Here is an 18,761-nt window from a genome sequence, read left to right as displayed (position 1 = left end):
TTCCCGGCCGACATTAGGAGCGGCTCCGATCACGGACATACCACCGCGATACATGGTGTCCTGTATCCGCTTCATCTGGTGTGCAGCCGCCTGATCACGACACCCGCGATTCTGCTTTCGGGGAGGAGACCCCATTGACGGGAATCGGTGCTGCGCGACGGGTTGTCCCCGAGGACGAGCAGCCGCCCCGGCGGCACCCGGGCCTCTTCGGATCCCTCGAACTCCGGAGAAACCGGGTCCCCGGCCACGGCCGCGGCCCGTTTGATCACCAGGTTCGTGCCGCCGTCGAGCGTGAAGCCCTCCCCCGGGCCCACACGGGTGATGACGACGACGTCCCCGCGCCGGACGCGTCGTCCGGGCCGGAGCCTCCGTACGAGGACCCGGTCACCGGACCGCAGGGCCGGCTCCATGCTCTCCCCGTGCACCTCGACGACATGCAGGGTCCGCCTGGCCGCGAGCGCGGCGGCGGCCGCGAGCGCCGTCGTGAGACAGGCGAGCAGAACCGGCCTCATCGTGCCTCCGAGAGCCTGTCGTTCGCGTCCCGGTCCTCCCGCTGCCGGTATCCCTCCGCCTGCAGCGTGAACAGGCGGGCGTAGATCCCGTCGCGCGCCAGCAGCCCGGCGTGCGTGCCCTGCTCGGCGACCCGTCCGCCGTCGAGGACAACGATGTGGTCCGCGTCGCGCACGGCGCCGAGGCGATGACTGATCAGCACGCTCGTGCGGCCGCGGCGGTGCTCCCTCAGGCCCTGGTGGATCTCGTGTTCCGCCTCGGCGTCGAGGCCCGAGCTCGGCTCGTCGAGGATCAGCAGGTCCCGCTCGCCCCGCAGGTACGCGCGGGCGAGGGCGAGCCGCTGCCACTGCCCGCCCGACAGGTGGACGCCGGTGGCGGCGCCGCCGTCGTCGTCGGGGGGCTCGGCGAAGACCCGCGACAGCATGGTGTCGTACCCCCGGGGCAGGCCGCTCACGGCGCCGTGTGCGCCCGCCCGCCGCGCGGCCGCCTCGATCCTCCCCCGGTCGTCCAACGCGGCGAGATCCCCCAGGCCGATGTTCTCGGCCGCGGTCATGTCGTACTCCATGTAGTCCTGGAACACCGCCCCGATCCGGGCGCGCAGCTCAACCGGGTCCATCTCCCTGAGATCGACCCCGTCCCAGCGAATCGAGCCGCGTTCGGGGTCGTACATCCGGCACAGGAGCTTGACCACGGTGCTCTTGCCTGCGCCGTTCCTCCCGACGAGCGCCACCGCCGTGCCGTACGGGATGGTCAGGCTCACCCCGCGCAGCGCCCAGGGGTGGCCGGGCGAGTAGCGGAACCACACGTCGTTCAGCTCGATCCCCCGGCGCAACGGGCCCGCCCGCCGGGGCCGAGCCGGGACCGGCAGGTCCGGCTCGGCGTCCAGGACGGCGAGATAGTGGCCGAACAGCAGCACCTGCTGGTGCGCGGTGACGAGTTCGGCGACGAGACCGCTCACCGCCGCCTGGACTCCGGCGACGGCGGCGACGAACAGCGCCACGTCGCCGACCCCGCCCGTGCCGTTCGCGGCGGACACGAGGACCCACAGCAGGCCGCCCCCGGCCGCCAGCGCCGCCGTGGTCCCGGTGACGGCCTGCACACCGAGCTCGCGCCGGTCGGTACGGCTCCGTTCGGCGTTCGCGGCCCGCCGCTGGGCGTTCATCAGCCCGCGCAGGTGCGCCCCGATGCCGAAGAGCCTCAGCTCCTTGGCCGCCCGCACGTTGACGAGAAGCTCGCCGAAGAAGAACTCGCGGCGCTCGACCGGGCCGATACCCCACAGCATCGCGGCACGCCGCCGGGACAGCCAGAGCTCCGCGGCCAGAGACGGCGCCGCCGCGCCCACCACGAGGACGGCCATCCACGGATTTATCGTCACAAGGGAGACGAGGAACCCGGCACCGGTCAGGATCGTCCTGGCACCGCCCAGGGCGGCGGAGACCACCATGCCCGGGGTGGCCCCGCCGTACTGCTGCGCCATCCGGATCCGGTCGAGGAACGCGGGGTCCTCGAACCTGGCGAGGCCGACGAACCCCTCGGTGGCCCGGAAGAGACGATCCTGGGCGACGAGGCCGACCATGCGCCCGCTCTCGTCCCTGACGTACTGGACGACCTGTGGTCCGAGCGCCGTCAGCACCCCGCACCCGGCGAGCGCGGCGCCCAGGACCGCGGTCGCGCCGACCTCGGGCCGGCCGTCGGCGATCTCGTCGAGCACCAGCTTGGTGCACCAGGCGATCGTCACCGGCAGGGCGGCCATGAGCATGCTGAGGGCGGCGAAGGCGGCCGTCAGCCTCCTGCTCGCCCGCCAGGCCAGGCCGAGAGCGGTCACCACCGCCCGCGCTCCGGCATGGCCCCGCGCTTGGCTCGTCACGCGTGCGCGGGGATTTTGCCGAGGTCTTCGATAGTGGTCCCGCTCGCGACGACCCTCTTACGCTCGTCGACGAGGGCGAGGGACGGGAAGCCCTTCACCTGCAACGCCTCCGTCAGGCCGGTGCCGTACTCCTCGATCAGCACCAGGGCGACCGGCTCCAGCGTCCGCCGCTGTTCCGCCACCTCCTCCTCCGTACCGACGAGCACGGCGAGCACGTTGCCACGTCCTCCCGGGTACGTCCGCGCGCGCTCGGCGAACTCCGGGAGGCGGTCGTGGCAGGCGGAGCAGTCGGGCGAGAAGACGCCGACGAGGACCGGTTCGGTCAGCGTCCCGTCGGAGACGTGGACGCCGTCGGTGCTCACAGCGGAGAAACCGCCGATCGTCGCACCGGGCGGGAGCACGATCGGCGGGGACGCCACCGGTCGCGCCGACAGCATCGCCTGGTGCTCCCGCAACCGCCGGATCACGCCGACCGTCAGCACCAGGTCGATCAGGCACAGGACGCCGACGCCCAGCACGAGCGCTGTCAGGAACGGCATGGGGGACTACCTCCGTCAGGGTGTACTGGTGAACAGACCGGCGATCTCAGCGGTCGCCGACAGCAGGACCGCCGTGGCTCCGGCCGCGAGCGCGACCGCGGCGAGCCCCGCCGGTCCGAGGTCCGCGAGGACGGCTCCGCTCCCGGCCGCGACCGCTTCGGCTCCGGCCAGAACCGCTCCGGCCGCCGCCGCGGCGACGAGCACGGCGTTGCGGGTGAGATGACCGAGACCGACCGGAACGGCGGAGGCGCCGAAGCAGCGGCAGGGGACCCGCCGGCCGCGCCGCAGCGCGGCGGCCATGGCCACGGTGAAGGCCGCGAGCAGCCCCAGCGCGACGCAGAAGCCGGCGAGCACGGTGGGCCCCCAGGCCAGCAGCGGGGCGACGGCGGCCTCGGCGGCGACGACGATCGCCGCGACGGGCCCGGCGCGCCGGGCCGGTATGCGCGTGAGGTCGCGAGCGGCCGCCGTGAACTCCTCGTACGCCGCCCGCCCACGCAGCTTGCTCACGGCGGACATGAGGAAGACGATCCCCGTGAGCAGCCGGCAGAAGGCGAAGAGATAGGCCACGGGCGTCCTCATCCCCGGTCGGTCGGGCGGGTCGCCCTCCACGCTAGGAACGACCTTTGAGCGCGGTATATACGCCGGCTACACGCCGCCGTGTATCGGCCGCGCGGCCTGTTGTGCGTGTTCCTGTGTGCGTGTTCCCTGGCCTTGGGGCCGGGCGGAGGAGCGGTGGTCAGGCCGTCCAGCCAAGGAACGCCTCCCCGGCCGAGACGCCGGCCAGCCACACGCCGACGCCGAGCAACGGCACCGCCAGGCCCCAGGCGCGGCGCCTGCGCACGGCCAACACGGCCACGCCGACCAGCCCCGCCCACACCACGAGAAGGACGATGATCGCCCAGAGTGGGGCGACCAGCCCGCTCGCCAAGTACAACGGCAACGTGCACAGGTGACCGGCCAGTCCCAGCCAACTGGCCACCCGGGACACCACCGCCGCCTCCGAACGCGTTCGCATTTCGCTCACCGTACCGGTGATGGGCGATGATCGACGCCACGGTGGAAATGGCGACCAGCGTGATCCGGCGGGCGACATTCACCGGCAGGGCACGCGCATGCGATTTCCGGTGATACCCCCGCCCCCGGAACGCCGCGCGATTCTGCCAGTTGTCCGTGCTTCGTCGTTCCGACGATGATTCAGAATCGCATCAGGTGTTTTCTGGGGGAGCCAACGATGAAAGCGATTCTGATTTTGCTGGGCGTCGCCCTGGTGGCCGCGTTTGCCGCGGTTCTGCTGTTGTTACGTCCGGACGGCGCAGGCGAGCGACCTGCGGCGGCCGGTGCCACCGCCGTGGCCTCGGCTTCCACCACCGCGGCCCCCTCGTCCCCCGTGGCCCGCGAAAGCGTGCTGCTGGACGCCGAGGGCGCCGTCATCGAGGAGTGGTCCGGTGACTGCACGCACAGCGGATACCCCTACCTCTGCCGGTACGTCGGACAGCGGCTCCTCGCCGCGGACCCGCAACTGCTCACCCGCGACGGGCTGACGATCCAGACGACCATCGACCGGCGGCTCCAGCGGGCCGCGCAGCGGGCCGTGGACGCCTACGTTCACCGCGAGGACTCGCAACTCGCCACCCAGGTCATGATCGCTCCTGGGGAAGGCGCCATCAGGGCCATGGCCGCCAGCAGGGACCCTGCCGACGGATCGGGCTTCCAGCAGGGCACTACCGCGATGCCCTACACCCTGGCCGCCGCGCTCGCCGCCGGTCTGCGATACGACGACGGCTTCTACGTCGGGGACGAGTACCGCGCCCGGGACTACGCGACGTTCAAGGACTGCGCGGGCCGGGCCGTCGGGGATCCGACCCACGGCATCCACAACCGGAAGAAGGGCGGAGACCGGTTCGTCACCCTGCGATCCGGCACCCGGGACGCGGTGAACACCTTCTACATGCGATTAGAGGAGAAGGTCGGCCTGTGTGAAACCGTCAAGATGGCCCTGCGGCTCGGGTTGAGGAGCGGCGATGGGAAGCCATTTCGGGAGTTCGAGTCGTTCACGCTCGGCATCACCGAGGCCGATCCCGTCTCGGTGGCCAACTCGTACGCGAGCCTCGCCGCCCGCGGGCGCTTCTGCGAGCCGAGGGTGATCACGGAGATCCGCGACAGTTCGGGCGCCGGGCGCCCCTTCCCGGCGCACTGCGAGCAGGTCCTCGACCCGGCGGTCGCCGACGCGGTCACCGGCGTGCTGTCGGACGTCCTGGCGAAGAGCACGCTCAAGGGCATCGGCCGCGACGCGGCGGGCATGCCCGGCGAGGGGGACGGCTTCCGCACCGCCTGGTACGCCGGTTACACCCCCGGTCTTGCCTCGGCCGTCAGCCTCGGCGACACGCGCGGCGCGCACCGCTACCCGTTGGCCGACGTCACCATCGGCGGCCGTCACTACGACCGCGTCGGAGGAACATCGATTCCCGGCCTCATCTGGAAGAAGGCGATGACCGAGGCGGTGCGGGGGACACAGGAGAGCCGCTTCACCCCACCGGACACCGGGCGCTTCGGCGGCTGCCACGACGCCTGCCCGCACTGACCGCGATGGAGGGCGGCTCGTCCGAATCGTCGGCCTGCCGGACCTCGACGACCTCGGGCACGAACGGGTGAAACGCGCACCTGCCGATCCGGTCCGCGCCGCCTCAGCCGCGCATGCTCTCGTCGCTCAGCTCGTTCAGCGGGGTCAGCGCGGCCGAGGCCTCGTCGTGATCCATCCCCGTCGCCTCCAGCAGGTCGACGGCGATGGAGCGCAACTGCGCGATGATGACGTTCGCCGAGAAGCCCAGGTTCTTGGGCCGCTCCCGTGCGGCCACGGCGAGCAGCGCCTGCCTGGCCAGCATCGGTTCGCGCCCGGCCCCCAGTTCGAGCTGGAGCAGCAGCGCCGCCTCCGAGACTTCGCGCAGCACCTCGGCCAGCGCGACCGGCGGCGGGCTGGGCTCCCCCATCGCCGCGAGCGTACGGCGGACCAGCACCCGCGCGTTGCGCAGCGCCAGGTCCACCGGAACGGCGGCGGTCTGGTATCCGGCCAGCCTGGCCCGGTGATGCCAGCGCAGCGGCGAGATCCTGATGATCTCCTTGCTGTTCTCCAGCGCCGCCGCGAACTCCTCGACCGCGGTCTGGGTCCTGCGCCCGCACTCCAGTGCCTCGGCGGCCAGGTCCGCATCGCCCTTCTCGATCGCCTCCGCCGCCTGTTCCAGCACGGTGGAGAAGGCGTCCAGCACTCCGGACAGGTGTTTGCCCGCGATGGTGAGCGGGCTGGCGGGCAGCAGGGCGACCGCGGCGATGCCGACGATGCCGCCGGTGAGCGCGTCGGCCATCCGGTCCAGCCCGCCGCCGTCCACGCCCGGCACCAGCATGGCGACCAGCACCGCGGACGACCCGGCCTGCGACACGAACAGCTCGCTGCTGTTCAACAGCCACGCGACGGTCATCGCCAGCGCGATCACGAGCGCCAGCTGCCAGGGACCCGAGCCGATCCAGGAGACCAGCAGGTCGCCGACGCCCACCCCCAGACTGACGCCGACCACCAGCTCGGCCAGCCTGCGCAGCCGCCGGCCGAGCCCTATGCCCACGCAGATCATCACGGAGATGGGCGCGAAGAGGGGGTAGTCGTGGCCGAGCAGATGAACGGCGACGATCCAGGCCAGCGCGGCGCCCACGGCGCACTGCGCGATGGAGGGCCCGATCAGATTGAACGTGCCCAGCCGTTTCCTCACCTGATCACCGAGCCACGTCCGCACTCCTCCCACGATGGCGGATCTTTATGACATTGGGATCACATTTGCCCCGAATTCTTCTGATTCGATCCGTTCGACGGAGATCAAACCGGCCTCCGCCGGCCGATCAGTCAGGAGTGCCGGCCGCCGACGAGGCGGCTGGGCCGATAGCGGACGAAGGCGGCCCCGCCGAGGTTCAGCGACAGAGCGGAGCGCTGCAGGACGGCGGGTCCGGCGAGGTCGCCCCAGCGGCCGGTCGTGACCCGCCTGTCGATCGCCCGCACACCCGCGACGATCTCCGCGGTGGTGAACGCGCAGTGACCCTGGCGCGCGACGTACGCCTGCCGGAGCAGCCGATCGTCGCCTGCCGCCCGGACCCGTTCGGCGAACGCCGCCTCCTGCTGCACCGGGACGAGCTCGTCGGCGATGGTGTGCAGGTTGAGCAGCGGCACCGCGAGGCCCTGACCGGCGGTGGAGGACGCCTGCAGCCTGCGCCGCGCCTCCGGGTCGGCGCGCAGGCGGGCGCCGCGGGTCAGGGTGGCCAGGTCGGCGCGCAGATCGAGGCCGGCCTTGCGATACAGCGCCCGCACCTGGCCGGCGTGCTCGGAGTCGCGCAGCAGCGCCGCGTAGTCGAGCCCGGCGTTCCAGGACGTGTTGCCCCCGGCGGACTGCTCGATGGACCAGCGGCCGTGTTCGATGAACCCCAGCACCCCTTGGGAGAGCCAGGCGAACTGCTGGGCCTCCTGCCCCTCGGGATCGTCGGCCGCGGGCGGGTCTTGGCCGGGCGCCCAGTCGCTCTGGTTGAGGTAGGCGGCGGCTAGCGCGATCCTGGCCCGTCCCTGCGGGGTGGCCTGCGCGGCGATCACGGCGTCGGTCAGCCGCTGCGCCGTCGCGGCGGCGTCCGCGGCGTCGGCGAACCCGGTGAGCCGCACGTCCTGGCCCGGCAGCAGCAGCGAGGCGATCGTGTACTCGGCGTCGTACTGGTAGTCGTCCAGGTCGACGCCGCCCGCGACGAGGCTGCACAGCCCGAGTGCCCCGTCGACGCGGCCGGCTCCGTCGCGGGCGATCTGGGCGTTGACCAGGCCGCCCATGGACAGCCCGACCGACAGGGTGCGGGACGGCCGGCGGACCGTACGGCTGAAGGCGTCGAGGGTGGCGAACTGGTCGCGTTCGGCGCTGTTCAGCGCCCACCACGAGCCCTGCGGGTCGAACGAGGAACCGGCGAGTGCGTAACCCTCCGCGAGAAGGGCCGTACGAGCCTCGTCGGAGGGCGCGTTCTGCGCGACGGGCGGACCATAGCCGTGGCTGAACAGCAGGAGCGTGCCGTTCCAGTCGGCGGGTACGTCGGCGATCCAGGTGGCGCCGTCGGCGAGGGTGCCGGACAGGTGCGAGGGGGTGGTGACCGCAGCGGTGGTGCCGGTCCGCGTGTCCGTCGCGGCCCCGGCGGGTCCGGTCAGGGCGGCCGCAGCGAGGGCGAGAGAGCTGGCGACGGCGGAAATGCGAAGGAGGCGTCGAGGCACGAAAGCTCCGTTCCCTGGAGAGGAGGGGGTCCTGTGAACGCCGAACGTCCCGAAGCTATGGCAGTTTTTTGACCACCGTCAAGACTGTGCCGAATGTCCACTGCCCCCAGGGATGGCTCTTCGAGGATGAGCGGGGTTGGGTGCACCGCACCAAGTTCCGTGGCCGAGGGAGCGAGCGGTGGGTGCGCGGCCTCGAGCACCTATGCCAGGCCGCCGGCGATTCGGCTGGTGGTCCGGCGGGTTTTCTCGCGCGCCTATTCATCCCTTCTCCCGCGCCTCGACACGGAGGCCCACAAGGGGCGTTGAATGGAGGATGGTGACCATATCAGCGAAAGCACTTTTTATGTGCCGAACATGGCATTAGCGCCCCCCTCAGTACGCGAATCAGGAGAGGGTCCATGAGAGAACGGGAAGATCTCCTAGAAGCGTTACAGGCGAGGCTGGAACGGATCAGCGCCAAACGGGACCTGTCGCCGGCGCTGGAGAAGGCCGCTGTCGCCCAAGCCGAGCAACTCGTCGCGACCCTCCGCGGCGACGCGACCGATCTGCCGGTGATGCATCTGCTCGGCCGGCTGCACTGGTACCGCTGGCTGGCCCTGCCCGAAGGACGGGATCGTGCGGCTCTGGAGGCCTGGATCGACCTGTTCACCCCTTGCTTCATGAACGGCGTCGAGGTGTTCACTCCCCGATTCATGCACGGCCGTGAGTTCCTGCCCGAACCGCTGCTGCCCGTCCTGGCCGAACAAGCGGTGCCCACCGCGACAGAACTCCTCGTGTGGGTACGCGACACGGATGATCAGGGCATGCTGTCGGCCACGATTCGGCTGTGGCGGCGCATCCTGAGCACCACTCCCGCCGATCACTCCAACCGTGCCGTGTGCCTGTCCGACCTGTCGGGCGCGCTGGGTTCCCGGTTCGACCGCACCGGAGCGACGACGGACCCGGACGAGGCGATCCGGCACCTCCACCAGGCGGTCCACAGCACCCCCCGCCGGGCACCCGAACCGCGGCGTCTACCTGAACAATCTGGAGACCGCGCTGCAGACCCGGCGGGAGATCTGACTCCTCGGGGGCTACTTCAACAGCTGGCGGGCCATGACCATGCGCTGGATCTGGTTGGTGCCCTCGTAGATCTGGGTGATCTTGGCATCGCGCATCATGCGCTCGACCGGGAACTCGCGCGTGTACCCGTACCCGCCGAGGAGCTGGACGGCGTCGACGGTGATCTCCATTGCGGCGTCGGAGGCGGCGCACTTGGCGGCGCTGGAGAAGAACGTGAGGTCCTTGACCGGGGTGCCGTTCATGGCCAGCTCCGACTTGGCCGCGGCGGCGTAGGTGAGCTGCCGGGCGGCCTCCAGCTTCATGGCCATGTCGGCGAGCATGAACTGCAGGCCCTGGAAGTCGGCGATCGGCTTGCCGAACTGCTTGCGCTCCTTGACGTACCCGACCGCGTAGTCGAGCGCGCCCTGGGCGATGCCGAGCGCCTGCGCGGCGATCGTGACGCGGGTGTGGTCGAGCGTGGCCAGCGCGGTCTTGAAGCCGGTGCCCGGCTCGCCGATCATCCGTGAGGCCGGGATGCGGACGTTCTCCAGGATGACCTGGCGGGTCGGCGAGCCCTTGATGCCGAGCTTCTTCTCCTTGGGGCCGAACGACACGCCCTCGTCGTCCTTCTCCACCACGAACGCGGAGATGCCCCGGGCGCCGGCCGAGGGGTCGGTCACGGCCATGACCGTGTAGTACTCCGACACGCCGGCGTTGGTGATCCACATCTTGGTGCCGTTGAGCACGTAGTGGTCGCCGTCGCGCACGGCCCTGGTCTTCATCGAGGCGGCGTCCGAGCCCGCCTCCGGCTCGCTCAGGGCGTAGGAGAACATGGCCTCCCCGCGCGCGACCGGCGTCAGGTAACGCTGCTTGAGCTCCTCGGAGGCCGACAGCAGCAGGGGGACGGTGCCGAGCTTGTTGACGGCCGGGATCAGCGAGGACGAGGCGCACGCGCGGGCGACCTCCTCGATCACGATCACGGTCGCGAGCGCGTCCGCACCCGCCCCGCCGTACGCCTCGGGGATGTGGACGGCGTGCAGGTCGGCCGCGACGAGGTCCTTGTAGACCTCCCAGGGGAACTCCTCGTTCTCGTCGGCCGCCGCGGCACGCGGGGCGATCTTCTCGTCGGCGAGGGCCCGGACCGTCTCGCGGAGCATGTCGTGCTCCTCAGCGGGCGCGTAGAGAGGGAAGCTCATAGCGCGATACTAGGACGTCCGACTAGAAAGTTACCAGTCAGTACGGCAGCCTCCTTGACAGAACTCCCTGACAGGGGCGGGCAACCGGCCGCGTGGGCGTCGACCAGGCGGGCCGAGAGCCGTACCGTGGGGGCCAAGGCGCCGGTTTGCCCAGGTGGCTCACAGGGCAGTTGACTGGGCCGGTACCATGCCAGATCACAAAGAGTCGGTAAGAGGGGAGCATGCCGTGCCGTACCGCCTCACTGTGCTGGGGACCGGATACCTGGGTGCTACGCACGCGGCGTGCATGGCCGAACTGGGCTTCGAAGTGCTCGGTCTGGATGTGGACCAGAGCAAGGTCGAACGGCTGCAGCGCGGTGAGCTGCCGATCCACGAGCCCGGCCTCGCGGAGCTCCTCCGCCGCAACCTTGACTCCGGCAGGCTGCGCTTCACCACCTCCTACGAGGAGGCCGCGAGGTTCGGCGACGTCCACTTCATCTGCGTGGGCACTCCCCAGAAGAAGGGCGGGCAGGCCGCCGACGTCTCCTATCTCGACGCGGTCGTCGAGTCGCTGGCCCCCCACCTCGACCGCGAGTGCCTGGTCGTGGGCAAGTCCACGGTGCCGGTCGGCACCGCCGAGCGCCTCGCGGACAAGCTCGTACGGCTCGCGCCCGCCGGCATGCAGGTGGAGCTGGCCTGGAACCCCGAGTTCCTGCGTGAGGGCTTCGCGGTGCAGGACACGCTCCGCCCCGACCGGATCGTCCTCGGGGTCGCCTCCGAGCGGGCCGAGAAGGTGCTGCGGGACGTCTACGCGCCGCTGGGCGAGGTCCCGATCGTGGTGACCGACTTCGCCACGGCCGAGCTGGTGAAGTCGGCCGCCAACGCGTTCCTTGCCACGAAGATCTCGTTCATCAACGCCATGGCCGAGGTCTGCGAGGCCGCCGGCGGCGACGTCACGCAGCTGGCGCAGGCGCTGTCGTACGACGAGCGGATCGGCGGCAGGTACCTCGCCCCCGGCCTCGGCTTCGGCGGCGGCTGCCTGCCGAAGGACATCAGGGCGTTCACGGCCAGGGCCGAGGAGCTGGGCGCCGCGCAGGCGCTCGCCTTCCTCCGCGAGGTCGACGAGATCAACATGCGGCGCCGCACCCGGACGGTCGACCTCACCCGCGACATCCTGGGCGGGGCGTTCGACGGCCGCAGGGTCGCGGTGCTGGGAGCGGCGTTCAAGCCCAACTCCGACGACATCCGCGACTCGCCGGCGCTCGACGTGGCCGTGAAGATCGCCGAGCAGGGCGGGCAGGTCACGGTCTACGACCCGGTGGCCCTGCCGAACGCGCGGGCGGCCCATCCCCACCTCGGGTACACCGAATCGGCCATGGAAGCCGCCCGGGGGGCCGAGGTCGTGCTGCTGCTCACCGAGTGGCAGGAGTTCGTCACCCTCGACCCCGAGGAGCTGGGAGCGGCCGTCGCGACGCGTGTCGTCGTCGACGGCCGCAACGCGCTCGACGCGGAGACCTGGCGGGACGCCGGCTGGGACTACCACGCCCTCGGCCGCCCCTGACCGAGCCGCCTGCCGGCCGGGTCGCCACCGACCGAGCCGCCTACCGGCCGAGTCCGTTACCGGCCGAGTTGGGCCGCCTCGGCGCGCAGCCGCTCGCCCTTGGCGTGCGCCTGGTCCCGGAGGGCGGCCTGGAACTCCTCCATCCGCCGCCGCAGCCCCTCGTCCGACGCCGCCAGGATCCGTACGGCGAGCAGTCCCGCGTTGCGGGCCCCGCCGACGGCGACGGTCGCCACGGGCACCCCGGCCGGCATCTGGACGATCGACAGCAGCGAGTCCATGCCGTCCAGGTATTTGAGCGGCACCGGGACGCCGATCACGGGCAGCGGGGTGACCGAGGCCAGCATGCCCGGCAGGTGCGCGGCGCCGCCCGCACCCGCGATGATCACCTTCAGCCCGCGGCCGGCGGCGCGGGAGCCGTACTCGATCATCTCCGCGGGCATGCGGTGCGCCGACACCACGTCGGCCTCGAAGGACACGCCGAACTCCGCGACCGCCTCGGCGGCCTGGCGCATCACCGGCCAGTCCGAGTCGCTCCCCATGACGATCCCGACAGCAGGCCCGACGTCAGGCATCGGCAGGTCCTTTCAGGCAGGTGACGGCGTGCTGAGCGCGGGCCCGCACCTCGTCCAGGTCGGTCCCCAGGGCGGTGACGTGCCCGATCTTGCGGCCGGGGCGGACGTCCTTGCCGTAGAAGTGGATCTTGATGCCCGGGTCGTTGGCCATCACGTGCTCGTACCGGGAGTAGACGTCGGGGTCGGGCCCGCCGAGCAGGTTCGCCATGACGACGACCGGCGCGGCCATCGACGGCGACCCGAGCGGCAGGTTGAGCACGGCCCGCAGGTGCTGCTCGAACTGCGAGGTGCGGGCGCCCTCGATCGTCCAGTGGCCGCTGTTGTGCGGGCGCATGGCCAGCTCGTTGACCACGAGCCCGGTTTTCGTGACGAACATCTCGACCGCGAGCAGCCCGGTCACGCCGAGGTCGCGGGCGATCGTGAGCGCGACGCGCTGGGCGTCGGCCGCCTCCTCCTCGCTCATGTCCGGCGCGGGCGCGATGACCTCGACGCAGATGCCGTCCTTCTGGACCGTCTCGACCACGGGATAGCTGACGCCCTGACCGTGCGGGGACCGGGCGACCAGCACGGCGACCTCCCGCTCGAACGGGACGAACGCCTCGGCCAGCATCTCGACACCGGTGGCGAGCGCCTCGCGCACCTCCTCGGGCGAGGCGCAGACCCACACGCCCCGGCCGTCGTAGCCGCCGCGTACGGCCTTCAGCACCACCGGCCAGCCGTGCTCCCCGGCGAACGCCTCGACGCCGGCCACGTCGCTCACCCGGGCCCAGGCCGGGCAGGGCGCGCCGATCGCGGTGAGCCGCTCCCGCATGACCGCCTTGTCCTGCGCGTGGACCAGGGCGTCGGCCCCGGGGTGCACGGCGTGCCCCTCGGCGGCCAGGGCCCGGATGTGCTCGGTCGGCACGTGCTCGTGGTCGAAGGTGACGGCGTCGCACCCCTTGGCGAACTCCCGGAGGTCTGCCAGGTCGCGGTAGTCGCCGAGCCGGGTGTCCACGATCACCTTGGCGGCGCTCTCGTCACGGGTGTTCGCGAGCACGCGCAGGTCGACGCCGAGCGCGATCGCCGCCTGCTGCGTCATCCTCGCGAGCTGGCCCGCGCCGACCATGCCCACCACGGGCGGGGTCACGGGCTTCGAAGGGGGAACGTTCGGGCTGTTCACGACACGTCAGCCTACCTATTGCCCGCGGAGAACCGTCAGCCGGAGCCCTCACCGGAATCCGCCGTGAGATCGGCGAGGACCCGGCGCAGGCCGACCGTCGTCATCGTGTTGTCCTTCGCCACCTTGGTGGCCAGCACGAGGATCTCACTGCCGGTGACGGACTTGGGCGTGCCGCCCGTGAAGGCGCGTACGTCCGCGGCGCGATAGCGGGGATGCGCCAGGGAGGAACGACCGGAGCCGGGTTTCTGGGTGAAGACGACGCGCAGCGCGTGGAACACCAGCGACCCGCCGCCGGGCAGCGCGAGCGCGCGGGCCGGCCCCTCGATGCGCACGTCCGCGGACAGGTGATCGGGGCGGGCCCTGCCGGGAGCGCCGACCAGCTCCGCGAGAAGGCCGCGCATGGGGTCGCCGGAGGCGAAGCGCACCCCGCTGACCCCCTTTCCGTTCACCCCGGCGGGATCGGTCAGGAACGCCACGTGCCTGGTCGGCGCGAGCCGTGCGCCGACGGCCGCCTCCGGGTCGGCCGCGGCGTCGGTCACCTCGCCCTCGACGCCGGGTGCTTCGCCCACGACCGGGATCGGCCCGGCGGCGAGCCGCCAGCGGCCGTCCGCGCGGACGAAGACCAGGTAGACGGGCTTGGGCTTCCTGGCGAGCACGGCGAACCAGGCGCCGTCCTCGCCCTCCTGCCGGGCGGGCAGCAGGAACTCCGGATCCCGGTAGGCGGGCCGGCCGGGCACGGCGAGACCCTCGCGCGCGGCCGCGCAGACGCGGCCGCCGATGGTGCTCTCCACGCCGGTCGTGAGGTACTCGATCTTGGCGCAGTCCTGGTCCCGCCAGGCTCCGGCGAGATCGCCGAGGCCGTCGAAGGCGGCCTGCGCCTCGGCGGTGGTGACCTCGACGGTCGGCGGGGACGTGTCACCGGGGCCGGCCGGGGTCTCGCGCACGCCCTCGGTCCCACACCCCGCGAGCAGGACGAGGCCGAGACCGAGGGTCGTGATTGTCCGCAACACGATGAAAGGCCACCCCTCCAGAACGGGCGCGCCCCCCGAACGAAGTGATCCTGGTCGGGCGAGAGCGTAGTGCGAAGACCGCCCCCTCATCCCACATAGCAGGATTTTTCTTGAAATGTTCTTTGGTGACCTGGGACGAAGCGGGCCAAGGTTGCGGCAAGACCCCGATTTGTGCCTCCTACCGGTAGCCTGAGAAGACCTCGCCGCCGACCATGGCCGCTGAACAGGAAGGACCGTGCGGGACGTGCAGTTTCTTCGAAGCGCCTACCAGCGGTTCGCCGCGCTCATCCATGAGTTGCTCAAGTTCGGCACGGTGGGCGCGATCGCGTTCGTCATCGACTTCGGCGGCACCAACCTGCTGCGGTTCGGCGTCGGCATGGGCCCGCTGTTTTCGAAGGTCGTGGCCACGATCGTCGCCGCCACGTTCGCGTACATGGGCAACCGCTTCTGGACCTACCGCCATCGGGAGCAGAGCGGCCTGGCGCGCGAGTACGTCCTGTTCTTCCTGCTCAACGGCATCGGGCTGCTGCCCTCGCTGATCACCATCGGCTTCGTGACGTACACACTGGGCCTGCATGACACGCTGAGCTACAACATCGCCCAGGCGGTCGGTCTGGCCCTCGGCACGCTGTTCCGCCTCTGGTCGTACAAGAAGTGGGTGTTCCTGGCGGCCCCTCAACTGGCCGAGGAAAGCGTGGAGGGGGCCGGCGTACGGCCCCACCCCGAGGTGAAGGCACAGGCCGACCCCCTCACCACCCGCTGAAACCCCGTCACGCGGGGCCGCTCACCACCCGGTGACGGTCGTTGTCCCGGGTGTGGCGTAAGAAGATGGCGAAGGTCGCCGGGCGGCGCTTGACGAGCTCCAGCCGACCGCCGTCGGCCGCCACCAGCGCGCGGGCGAGGGTGAGCCCCAGGCCCGTGCCGCCTCCTCCGCTCACACTCCGCTCGAACACCCGGTGGCCGAGGGCCTCCGGGATGCCCGGGCCCTCGTCGGCCACCTCGATCACCACAGACCTGCCCGTACTCGATGTGTTGATCGTCAGCACGCCGTCGCCGTGCTTGAGGGAGTTCTCCAGCAGGGTGGACAGCACCTGGCTGAGCCCGCCGGTCGTGCCGAGGGCGCGCAGGCCGCGGTCGCCCGCGAGCACCAGCGACCGGTGGGCCCGGCGGAACGCGGGCTCCCACTCGACGATCTGCTGCCCTACCACGTCGTCCACGTCGATCGGCTCCGCCTGGGCGTGCCGCTGCCTGCGGGCGGCGGCCAGCAGCTCGTCGATCACCGCCGTCAGCCGCTCGACCTGCACCACGGCCGCCTCGCCCTCCTCGCGGACCACCTCGGGCTGGTCGGCCGCCGCGACGATCTCCTCCAGGCGCATGCTCAGCCCGGTCAGCGGTGTACGCAGCTGGTGGGAGGCGTCGGTCGCGAACTCGCGCTCCCGCGCGAGCAGGTCGGAGATCCGCAGCGCGCTGCGGTCCAGCACCTCGGCCACGAGATCCAGCTCCGGGATGCCGTAGCGGTGCCTGCTCGGCCTGGCGTCGCCCGAGCCCAGCCGCTCCGCGATCCTGGTGAGATCTTGGAGTGGCAGGCTCAGGCGACGCGAGGTGAACGTCGCCAGCCCGATCGCGGCCCCGAGGGCCACGACGGCGAGCGCCATGATGAGCACCAGCCGCGCCTGGGTGTCCTGTTGGATCTGGGCCGCGTCACGGCTGACGCGTACGTATCCGTTCTCGGAACGCGCCTCCTCGGTCAGGTCGCGGCCCGCCGGAGGAGGCGCACCCACGACGATCGGCGGATTCCCGCGGACGAACACCTGGAGGTACCGGTCCGGGTAGTTCCGCGCGAGCTGGTCGGGACTGATCTCCTGCCGCTGGCTGACGGAGTACTCCACTCCGAGCAGCAGCCGGTTCGCGTCCGTCCTGAGCTCCTGGGCGACCTCGTCGTTGATCAAGCGCACGACGACCACGCCCAGGGGCACGCCTAACAGCAGTACCGCGATGACCGCGACGAGCAGCATGGAGGAAAGCAGGCGCCGGCGCACGTGCTAGCCCCTCCCCGGCAACCGCCCCACGGCGGCTACTCGCGCTCGAAACGGAAGCCGACCCCTCGGACTGTCGTTATGTACCGCGGCTTCGCCGCGTCGTCGCCGAGCTTGCGGCGCAGCCACGAGATGTGCATGTCCAGTGTCTTCGTCGACCCCCACCAGTTCGTGTCCCACACCTCGCGCATGATCTGCTCGCGGGTGACGACCTTGCCGGCGTCCCGTACGAGCACGCGCAGCAGGTCGAACTCCTTGGTGGTCAGGTGCAGTTCCTTGTCTCCCATCCAGGCCCGGCGCGAGTCGGCGTCGATGCGGACGCCTTGCACCACCGGGGTCTCCGATGTTCCGCGCCGGAGCAGGGCCCGCACGCGGGCGAGCAACTCCGCCAGGCGGAACGGCTTGGTCACGTAGTCGTCGGCCCCGGCATCGAGGCCGACGACGGTGTCGACTTCGTCGACGCGGGCGGTGAGGATCAGGACCGGAGTCCCGTGCCCCTCCGCGCGGATGCGGCGCGCGACCTCCAGCCCGTCCATCTCTGGAAGGCCGAGGTCGAGAACAATCAGGTCGACGCCCCCCGACAAGGCCCTCTCCAGGGCCTGCGGGCCATCCGGGCTCACCTCCACCTGATAGCCCTCCCGGCGCAGGGCACGCGCCAGCGGCTCGGATATCGAGGTGTCATCCTCGGCGAGAAGTACGCAGGTCATGGTGCGATCGTAGGACCTTAAGCGATCGTTTCCCGGCTACAGCGCGCCTTTTGACTTGTCGTTGACCCATCAATTGACCTGGGCAAACACTGATAAATCCGGGATAGTCAGCACGCATGCGACGCGATCTTCTACCCCATTCTCGACCATTTAGAACATCGTCGCAGGAAATCGGATGAGGGTATGAAAAACGCCCGCCGAAACGATGACGGCGGGCGTTGTCCATCTGAATTCCCGTGAAACCCCGGGGAACGACGGCTCAGGAGGACGACGGCGGCTCGGCGTACCGCTGCAGGTACAGCTGCTCGCCCAGGCTCTCCAGAAGACCGAGCTCGGTCTCCAGGTAGTCGATGTGGTGCTCCTCGTCGGCCAGGATGCGCTCGAAGAGCGTCGCCGAGGTGATGTCTCCGCGCTCCCGCATGAGGGCGATCCCCGGCCGCAGCCGCCTGACCACGCCCAGCTCCAGCTCGAGGTCCGCCTGAAGCTGCTCCCTGACGCTCTGGCCGATGTGCAGGGTGTTGAGCTTCTGGTAGTTCGGCAGACCCTCCAGGAACAGAATCCGGTCGGTGAGTTCCTCCGCGTGCCGCATCTCGTCGATGGACTCCGCCCGCGTGATGGCGGCGAGCTTCGTATATCCCCAGTTCTCCTGCAGCTTCGCGTGCAGGAAGTACTGGTTGATGGCGGTCAGCTCGGAGGTGAGCTGCTCGTTGAGCAGCGCGATGATCTCTTTGTCGCCCTGCATAAGCTTCCTCGATCTATGCGCTGGTGACCAGGTCCTCTGACCGTTTCAGGATCGCACAGATCTTTCGGACACAAGACGCGCAGTCCCCCCCTGCCCCTGTGGCATCCCGCACCTGGCGGGCCGTCCTCGCCCCGTCGGCGATGCAGTCGTGCACCTCGCTCTCGGTGACGGCGCGGCAGATGCAGACGTACATGGGTCGCCTCTCAGGGATCTTCAGGAAGGTTAGGCATACCTAAGATAACTCACTTTGGTAAGGCTTGCCTATGTGACCCGGAGCACAAAACGGGGGCGGCGCCGCTGCACGCGGCACCGCCCCCCTTCGGGACCGGCTTCCCGGAAACCGATCAGAGGACCACGACCGACCGCAGCACCTCCCCGCGGTGCATCTTGCCGAAGGCCTCCTCGACCTGGTCGAGGCCGATGGTCTCGGTGACGAACCCGTCGAGGTCGAGCCGGCCCTGCAGGTAGAGGTCGATCAGCATGGGGAAGTCACGGCTGGGCAGGCAGTCGCCGTACCAGGAGGACTTCAGCGCTCCCCCGCGGCCGAAGACGTCGAGCAGCGGA

Annotated in this window: 19 protein-coding genes and 1 pseudogene; 3 read left to right on the top strand and 17 right to left on the bottom strand. The window is 70.7% G+C overall.

The window, feature by feature from the left end; all coding sequences use genetic code 11:
• Positions 1-71 precede the first annotated feature (71 nt).
• The 5 genes from AAH991_RS37495 to AAH991_RS37475 form a co-directional block, all read right to left on the bottom strand.
• Complete coding sequence (locus tag AAH991_RS37495; RefSeq protein WP_346230705.1) at positions 72-512, bottom strand: S26 family signal peptidase; 441 nt, start codon at positions 510-512, stop codon at positions 72-74.
• On the bottom strand, positions 509-2,338 hold the full coding sequence (locus AAH991_RS37490) for an ABC transporter ATP-binding protein (RefSeq protein ID WP_346230704.1): 1,830 nt from the start codon (positions 2,336-2,338) through the stop codon (positions 509-511). Before AAH991_RS37490 ends, AAH991_RS37495 begins: the two co-directional genes overlap by 4 nt.
• A 35-nt stretch (positions 2,339-2,373) precedes the next feature.
• Entirely contained in the window at positions 2,374-2,916 is a 543-nt protein-coding gene (locus AAH991_RS37485) for a TlpA family protein disulfide reductase (RefSeq protein WP_346230703.1), read from the bottom strand.
• A gap of 15 nt (positions 2,917-2,931) precedes the next feature.
• Positions 2,932-3,495, bottom strand: coding sequence for a MauE/DoxX family redox-associated membrane protein (locus tag AAH991_RS37480; protein ID WP_346230702.1), 564 nt, complete (start codon positions 3,493-3,495; stop codon positions 2,932-2,934).
• A 157-nt stretch (positions 3,496-3,652) separates the two neighbouring features.
• Positions 3,653-3,931 carry a hypothetical protein gene (locus AAH991_RS37475; RefSeq protein ID WP_346230701.1) on the bottom strand — a complete coding sequence of 93 codons (279 nt, stop codon included), beginning with the start codon at positions 3,929-3,931 and terminating at the stop codon, positions 3,653-3,655.
• Between the two features lie 216 nt (positions 3,932-4,147).
• Between AAH991_RS37475 and AAH991_RS37470 the strand changes: the two genes are divergently transcribed.
• Complete coding sequence (locus AAH991_RS37470; RefSeq protein WP_346230700.1) at positions 4,148-5,497, top strand: hypothetical protein; 1,350 nt, start codon at positions 4,148-4,150, stop codon at positions 5,495-5,497.
• 103 nt (positions 5,498-5,600) lie between these two features.
• Here AAH991_RS37470 and AAH991_RS37465 read toward each other — a convergent pair whose 3' ends face one another.
• From AAH991_RS37465 to AAH991_RS37450, 4 genes are all read right to left on the bottom strand, one after another.
• Positions 5,601-6,674: an FUSC family protein gene (locus AAH991_RS37465; protein WP_346230699.1), complete on the bottom strand. Its 1,074-nt coding sequence runs from the start codon at positions 6,672-6,674 to the stop codon at positions 5,601-5,603.
• Positions 6,675-6,805: 131 nt separating this feature from the next.
• Positions 6,806-8,194, bottom strand: coding sequence for a hypothetical protein (locus AAH991_RS37460; RefSeq protein ID WP_346230698.1), 1,389 nt, complete (start codon positions 8,192-8,194; stop codon positions 6,806-6,808).
• Between the two features lie 428 nt (positions 8,195-8,622).
• A complete protein-coding gene (locus AAH991_RS37455; RefSeq protein ID WP_346230697.1) occupies positions 8,623-9,174 on the bottom strand; it encodes a hypothetical protein in 552 nt (183 codons plus the stop codon).
• A 93-nt stretch (positions 9,175-9,267) separates the two neighbouring features.
• Complete coding sequence (locus AAH991_RS37450; RefSeq protein WP_346230696.1) at positions 9,268-10,431, bottom strand: acyl-CoA dehydrogenase family protein; 1,164 nt, start codon at positions 10,429-10,431, stop codon at positions 9,268-9,270.
• Between the two features lie 226 nt (positions 10,432-10,657).
• On the opposite strand from AAH991_RS37450, the gene AAH991_RS37445 reads away from it, so the two are divergent.
• Entirely contained in the window at positions 10,658-11,971 is a 1,314-nt protein-coding gene (locus tag AAH991_RS37445; protein ID WP_346230695.1) for a UDP-glucose dehydrogenase family protein, read from the top strand.
• Positions 11,972-12,027: 56 nt separating this feature from the next.
• Here AAH991_RS37445 and purE read toward each other — a convergent pair whose 3' ends face one another.
• The 3 genes from purE to AAH991_RS37430 are packed head-to-tail and all read right to left on the bottom strand — an operon-like array spanning position 12,028 to position 14,712.
• Positions 12,028-12,543, bottom strand: coding sequence for a 5-(carboxyamino)imidazole ribonucleotide mutase (gene purE / locus AAH991_RS37440; protein WP_346230694.1), 516 nt, complete (start codon positions 12,541-12,543; stop codon positions 12,028-12,030).
• Entirely contained in the window at positions 12,536-13,702 is a 1,167-nt protein-coding gene (locus AAH991_RS37435) for a 5-(carboxyamino)imidazole ribonucleotide synthase (RefSeq protein WP_346230693.1), read from the bottom strand. Before AAH991_RS37435 ends, purE begins: the two co-directional genes overlap by 8 nt.
• 35 nt (positions 13,703-13,737) lie before the next feature.
• Complete coding sequence (locus AAH991_RS37430; protein ID WP_346230692.1) at positions 13,738-14,712, bottom strand: hypothetical protein; 975 nt, start codon at positions 14,710-14,712, stop codon at positions 13,738-13,740.
• Positions 14,713-14,956: 244 nt separating this feature from the next.
• Here AAH991_RS37430 and AAH991_RS37425 point away from each other — a divergent pair, with 244 nt between their 5' ends.
• Positions 14,957-15,475, top strand: a complete 519-nt coding sequence (locus AAH991_RS37425; protein WP_346230691.1) for a GtrA family protein — start codon at positions 14,957-14,959, stop codon at positions 15,473-15,475.
• Positions 15,476-15,482: 7 nt separating this feature from the next.
• Here the strand turns inward: AAH991_RS37425 and AAH991_RS37420 are convergent, their stop codons facing one another.
• The 5 genes and pseudogenes from AAH991_RS37420 to AAH991_RS37400 form a co-directional block, all read right to left on the bottom strand.
• A complete protein-coding gene (locus tag AAH991_RS37420; RefSeq protein ID WP_346230690.1) occupies positions 15,483-16,751 on the bottom strand; it encodes a sensor histidine kinase in 1,269 nt (422 codons plus the stop codon).
• Between the two features lie 35 nt (positions 16,752-16,786).
• A complete protein-coding gene (locus tag AAH991_RS37415) occupies positions 16,787-17,455 on the bottom strand; it encodes a response regulator transcription factor (RefSeq protein WP_030451323.1) in 669 nt (222 codons plus the stop codon).
• Positions 17,456-17,714: 259 nt separating this feature from the next.
• Positions 17,715-18,197, bottom strand: coding sequence for a bacterioferritin (gene bfr / locus AAH991_RS37410; RefSeq protein ID WP_346230689.1), 483 nt, complete (start codon positions 18,195-18,197; stop codon positions 17,715-17,717).
• 13 nt (positions 18,198-18,210) lie between these two features.
• Positions 18,211-18,390 (bottom strand): (2Fe-2S)-binding protein, encoded by a 180-nt coding sequence (locus tag AAH991_RS37405; RefSeq protein WP_142616586.1) that lies wholly within the window; start codon positions 18,388-18,390, stop codon positions 18,211-18,213.
• Between the two features lie 151 nt (positions 18,391-18,541).
• A pseudogene (locus tag AAH991_RS37400) lies at positions 18,542-18,761 on the bottom strand (S-(hydroxymethyl)mycothiol dehydrogenase); the annotation flags it as partial.

The organism is Microbispora sp. ZYX-F-249, from assembly GCF_039649665.1.
In the GTDB taxonomy this organism is placed as follows: Bacteria; Actinomycetota; Actinomycetes; order Streptosporangiales; family Streptosporangiaceae; genus Microbispora; species Microbispora maris.
This window is presented reverse-complemented; position numbering and strand designations above follow the sequence as displayed.

Excerpts from the sequence above, each read along its gene's own strand:
- AAH991_RS37495 (WP_346230705.1), bottom strand. The coding sequence starts at position 512 with ATGAGGCCGGTTCTGCTCGCCTGTCTCACGACGGCGCTCGCGGCCGCC.
- AAH991_RS37485 (WP_346230703.1), bottom strand. The coding sequence starts at position 2,916 with ATGCCGTTCCTGACAGCGCTCGTGCTGGGCGTCGGCGTCCTGTGCCTG.
- AAH991_RS37480 (WP_346230702.1), bottom strand. The coding sequence starts at position 3,495 with ATGAGGACGCCCGTGGCCTATCTCTTCGCCTTCTGCCGGCTGCTCACG.
- AAH991_RS37475 (WP_346230701.1), bottom strand. The coding sequence starts at position 3,931 with ATGCGAACGCGTTCGGAGGCGGCGGTGGTGTCCCGGGTGGCCAGTTGG.
- AAH991_RS37470 (WP_346230700.1), top strand. The coding sequence starts at position 4,148 with ATGAAAGCGATTCTGATTTTGCTGGGCGTCGCCCTGGTGGCCGCGTTT.
- AAH991_RS37450 (WP_346230696.1), bottom strand. The coding sequence starts at position 10,431 with ATGAGCTTCCCTCTCTACGCGCCCGCTGAGGAGCACGACATGCTCCGC.
- purE (WP_346230694.1), bottom strand. The coding sequence starts at position 12,543 with ATGCCTGACGTCGGGCCTGCTGTCGGGATCGTCATGGGGAGCGACTCG.
- AAH991_RS37415 (WP_030451323.1), bottom strand. The coding sequence starts at position 17,455 with ATGACCTGCGTACTTCTCGCCGAGGATGACACCTCGATATCCGAGCCG.
- bfr (WP_346230689.1), bottom strand. The coding sequence starts at position 18,197 with ATGCAGGGCGACAAAGAGATCATCGCGCTGCTCAACGAGCAGCTCACC.
- AAH991_RS37405 (WP_142616586.1), bottom strand. The coding sequence starts at position 18,390 with ATGTACGTCTGCATCTGCCGCGCCGTCACCGAGAGCGAGGTGCACGAC.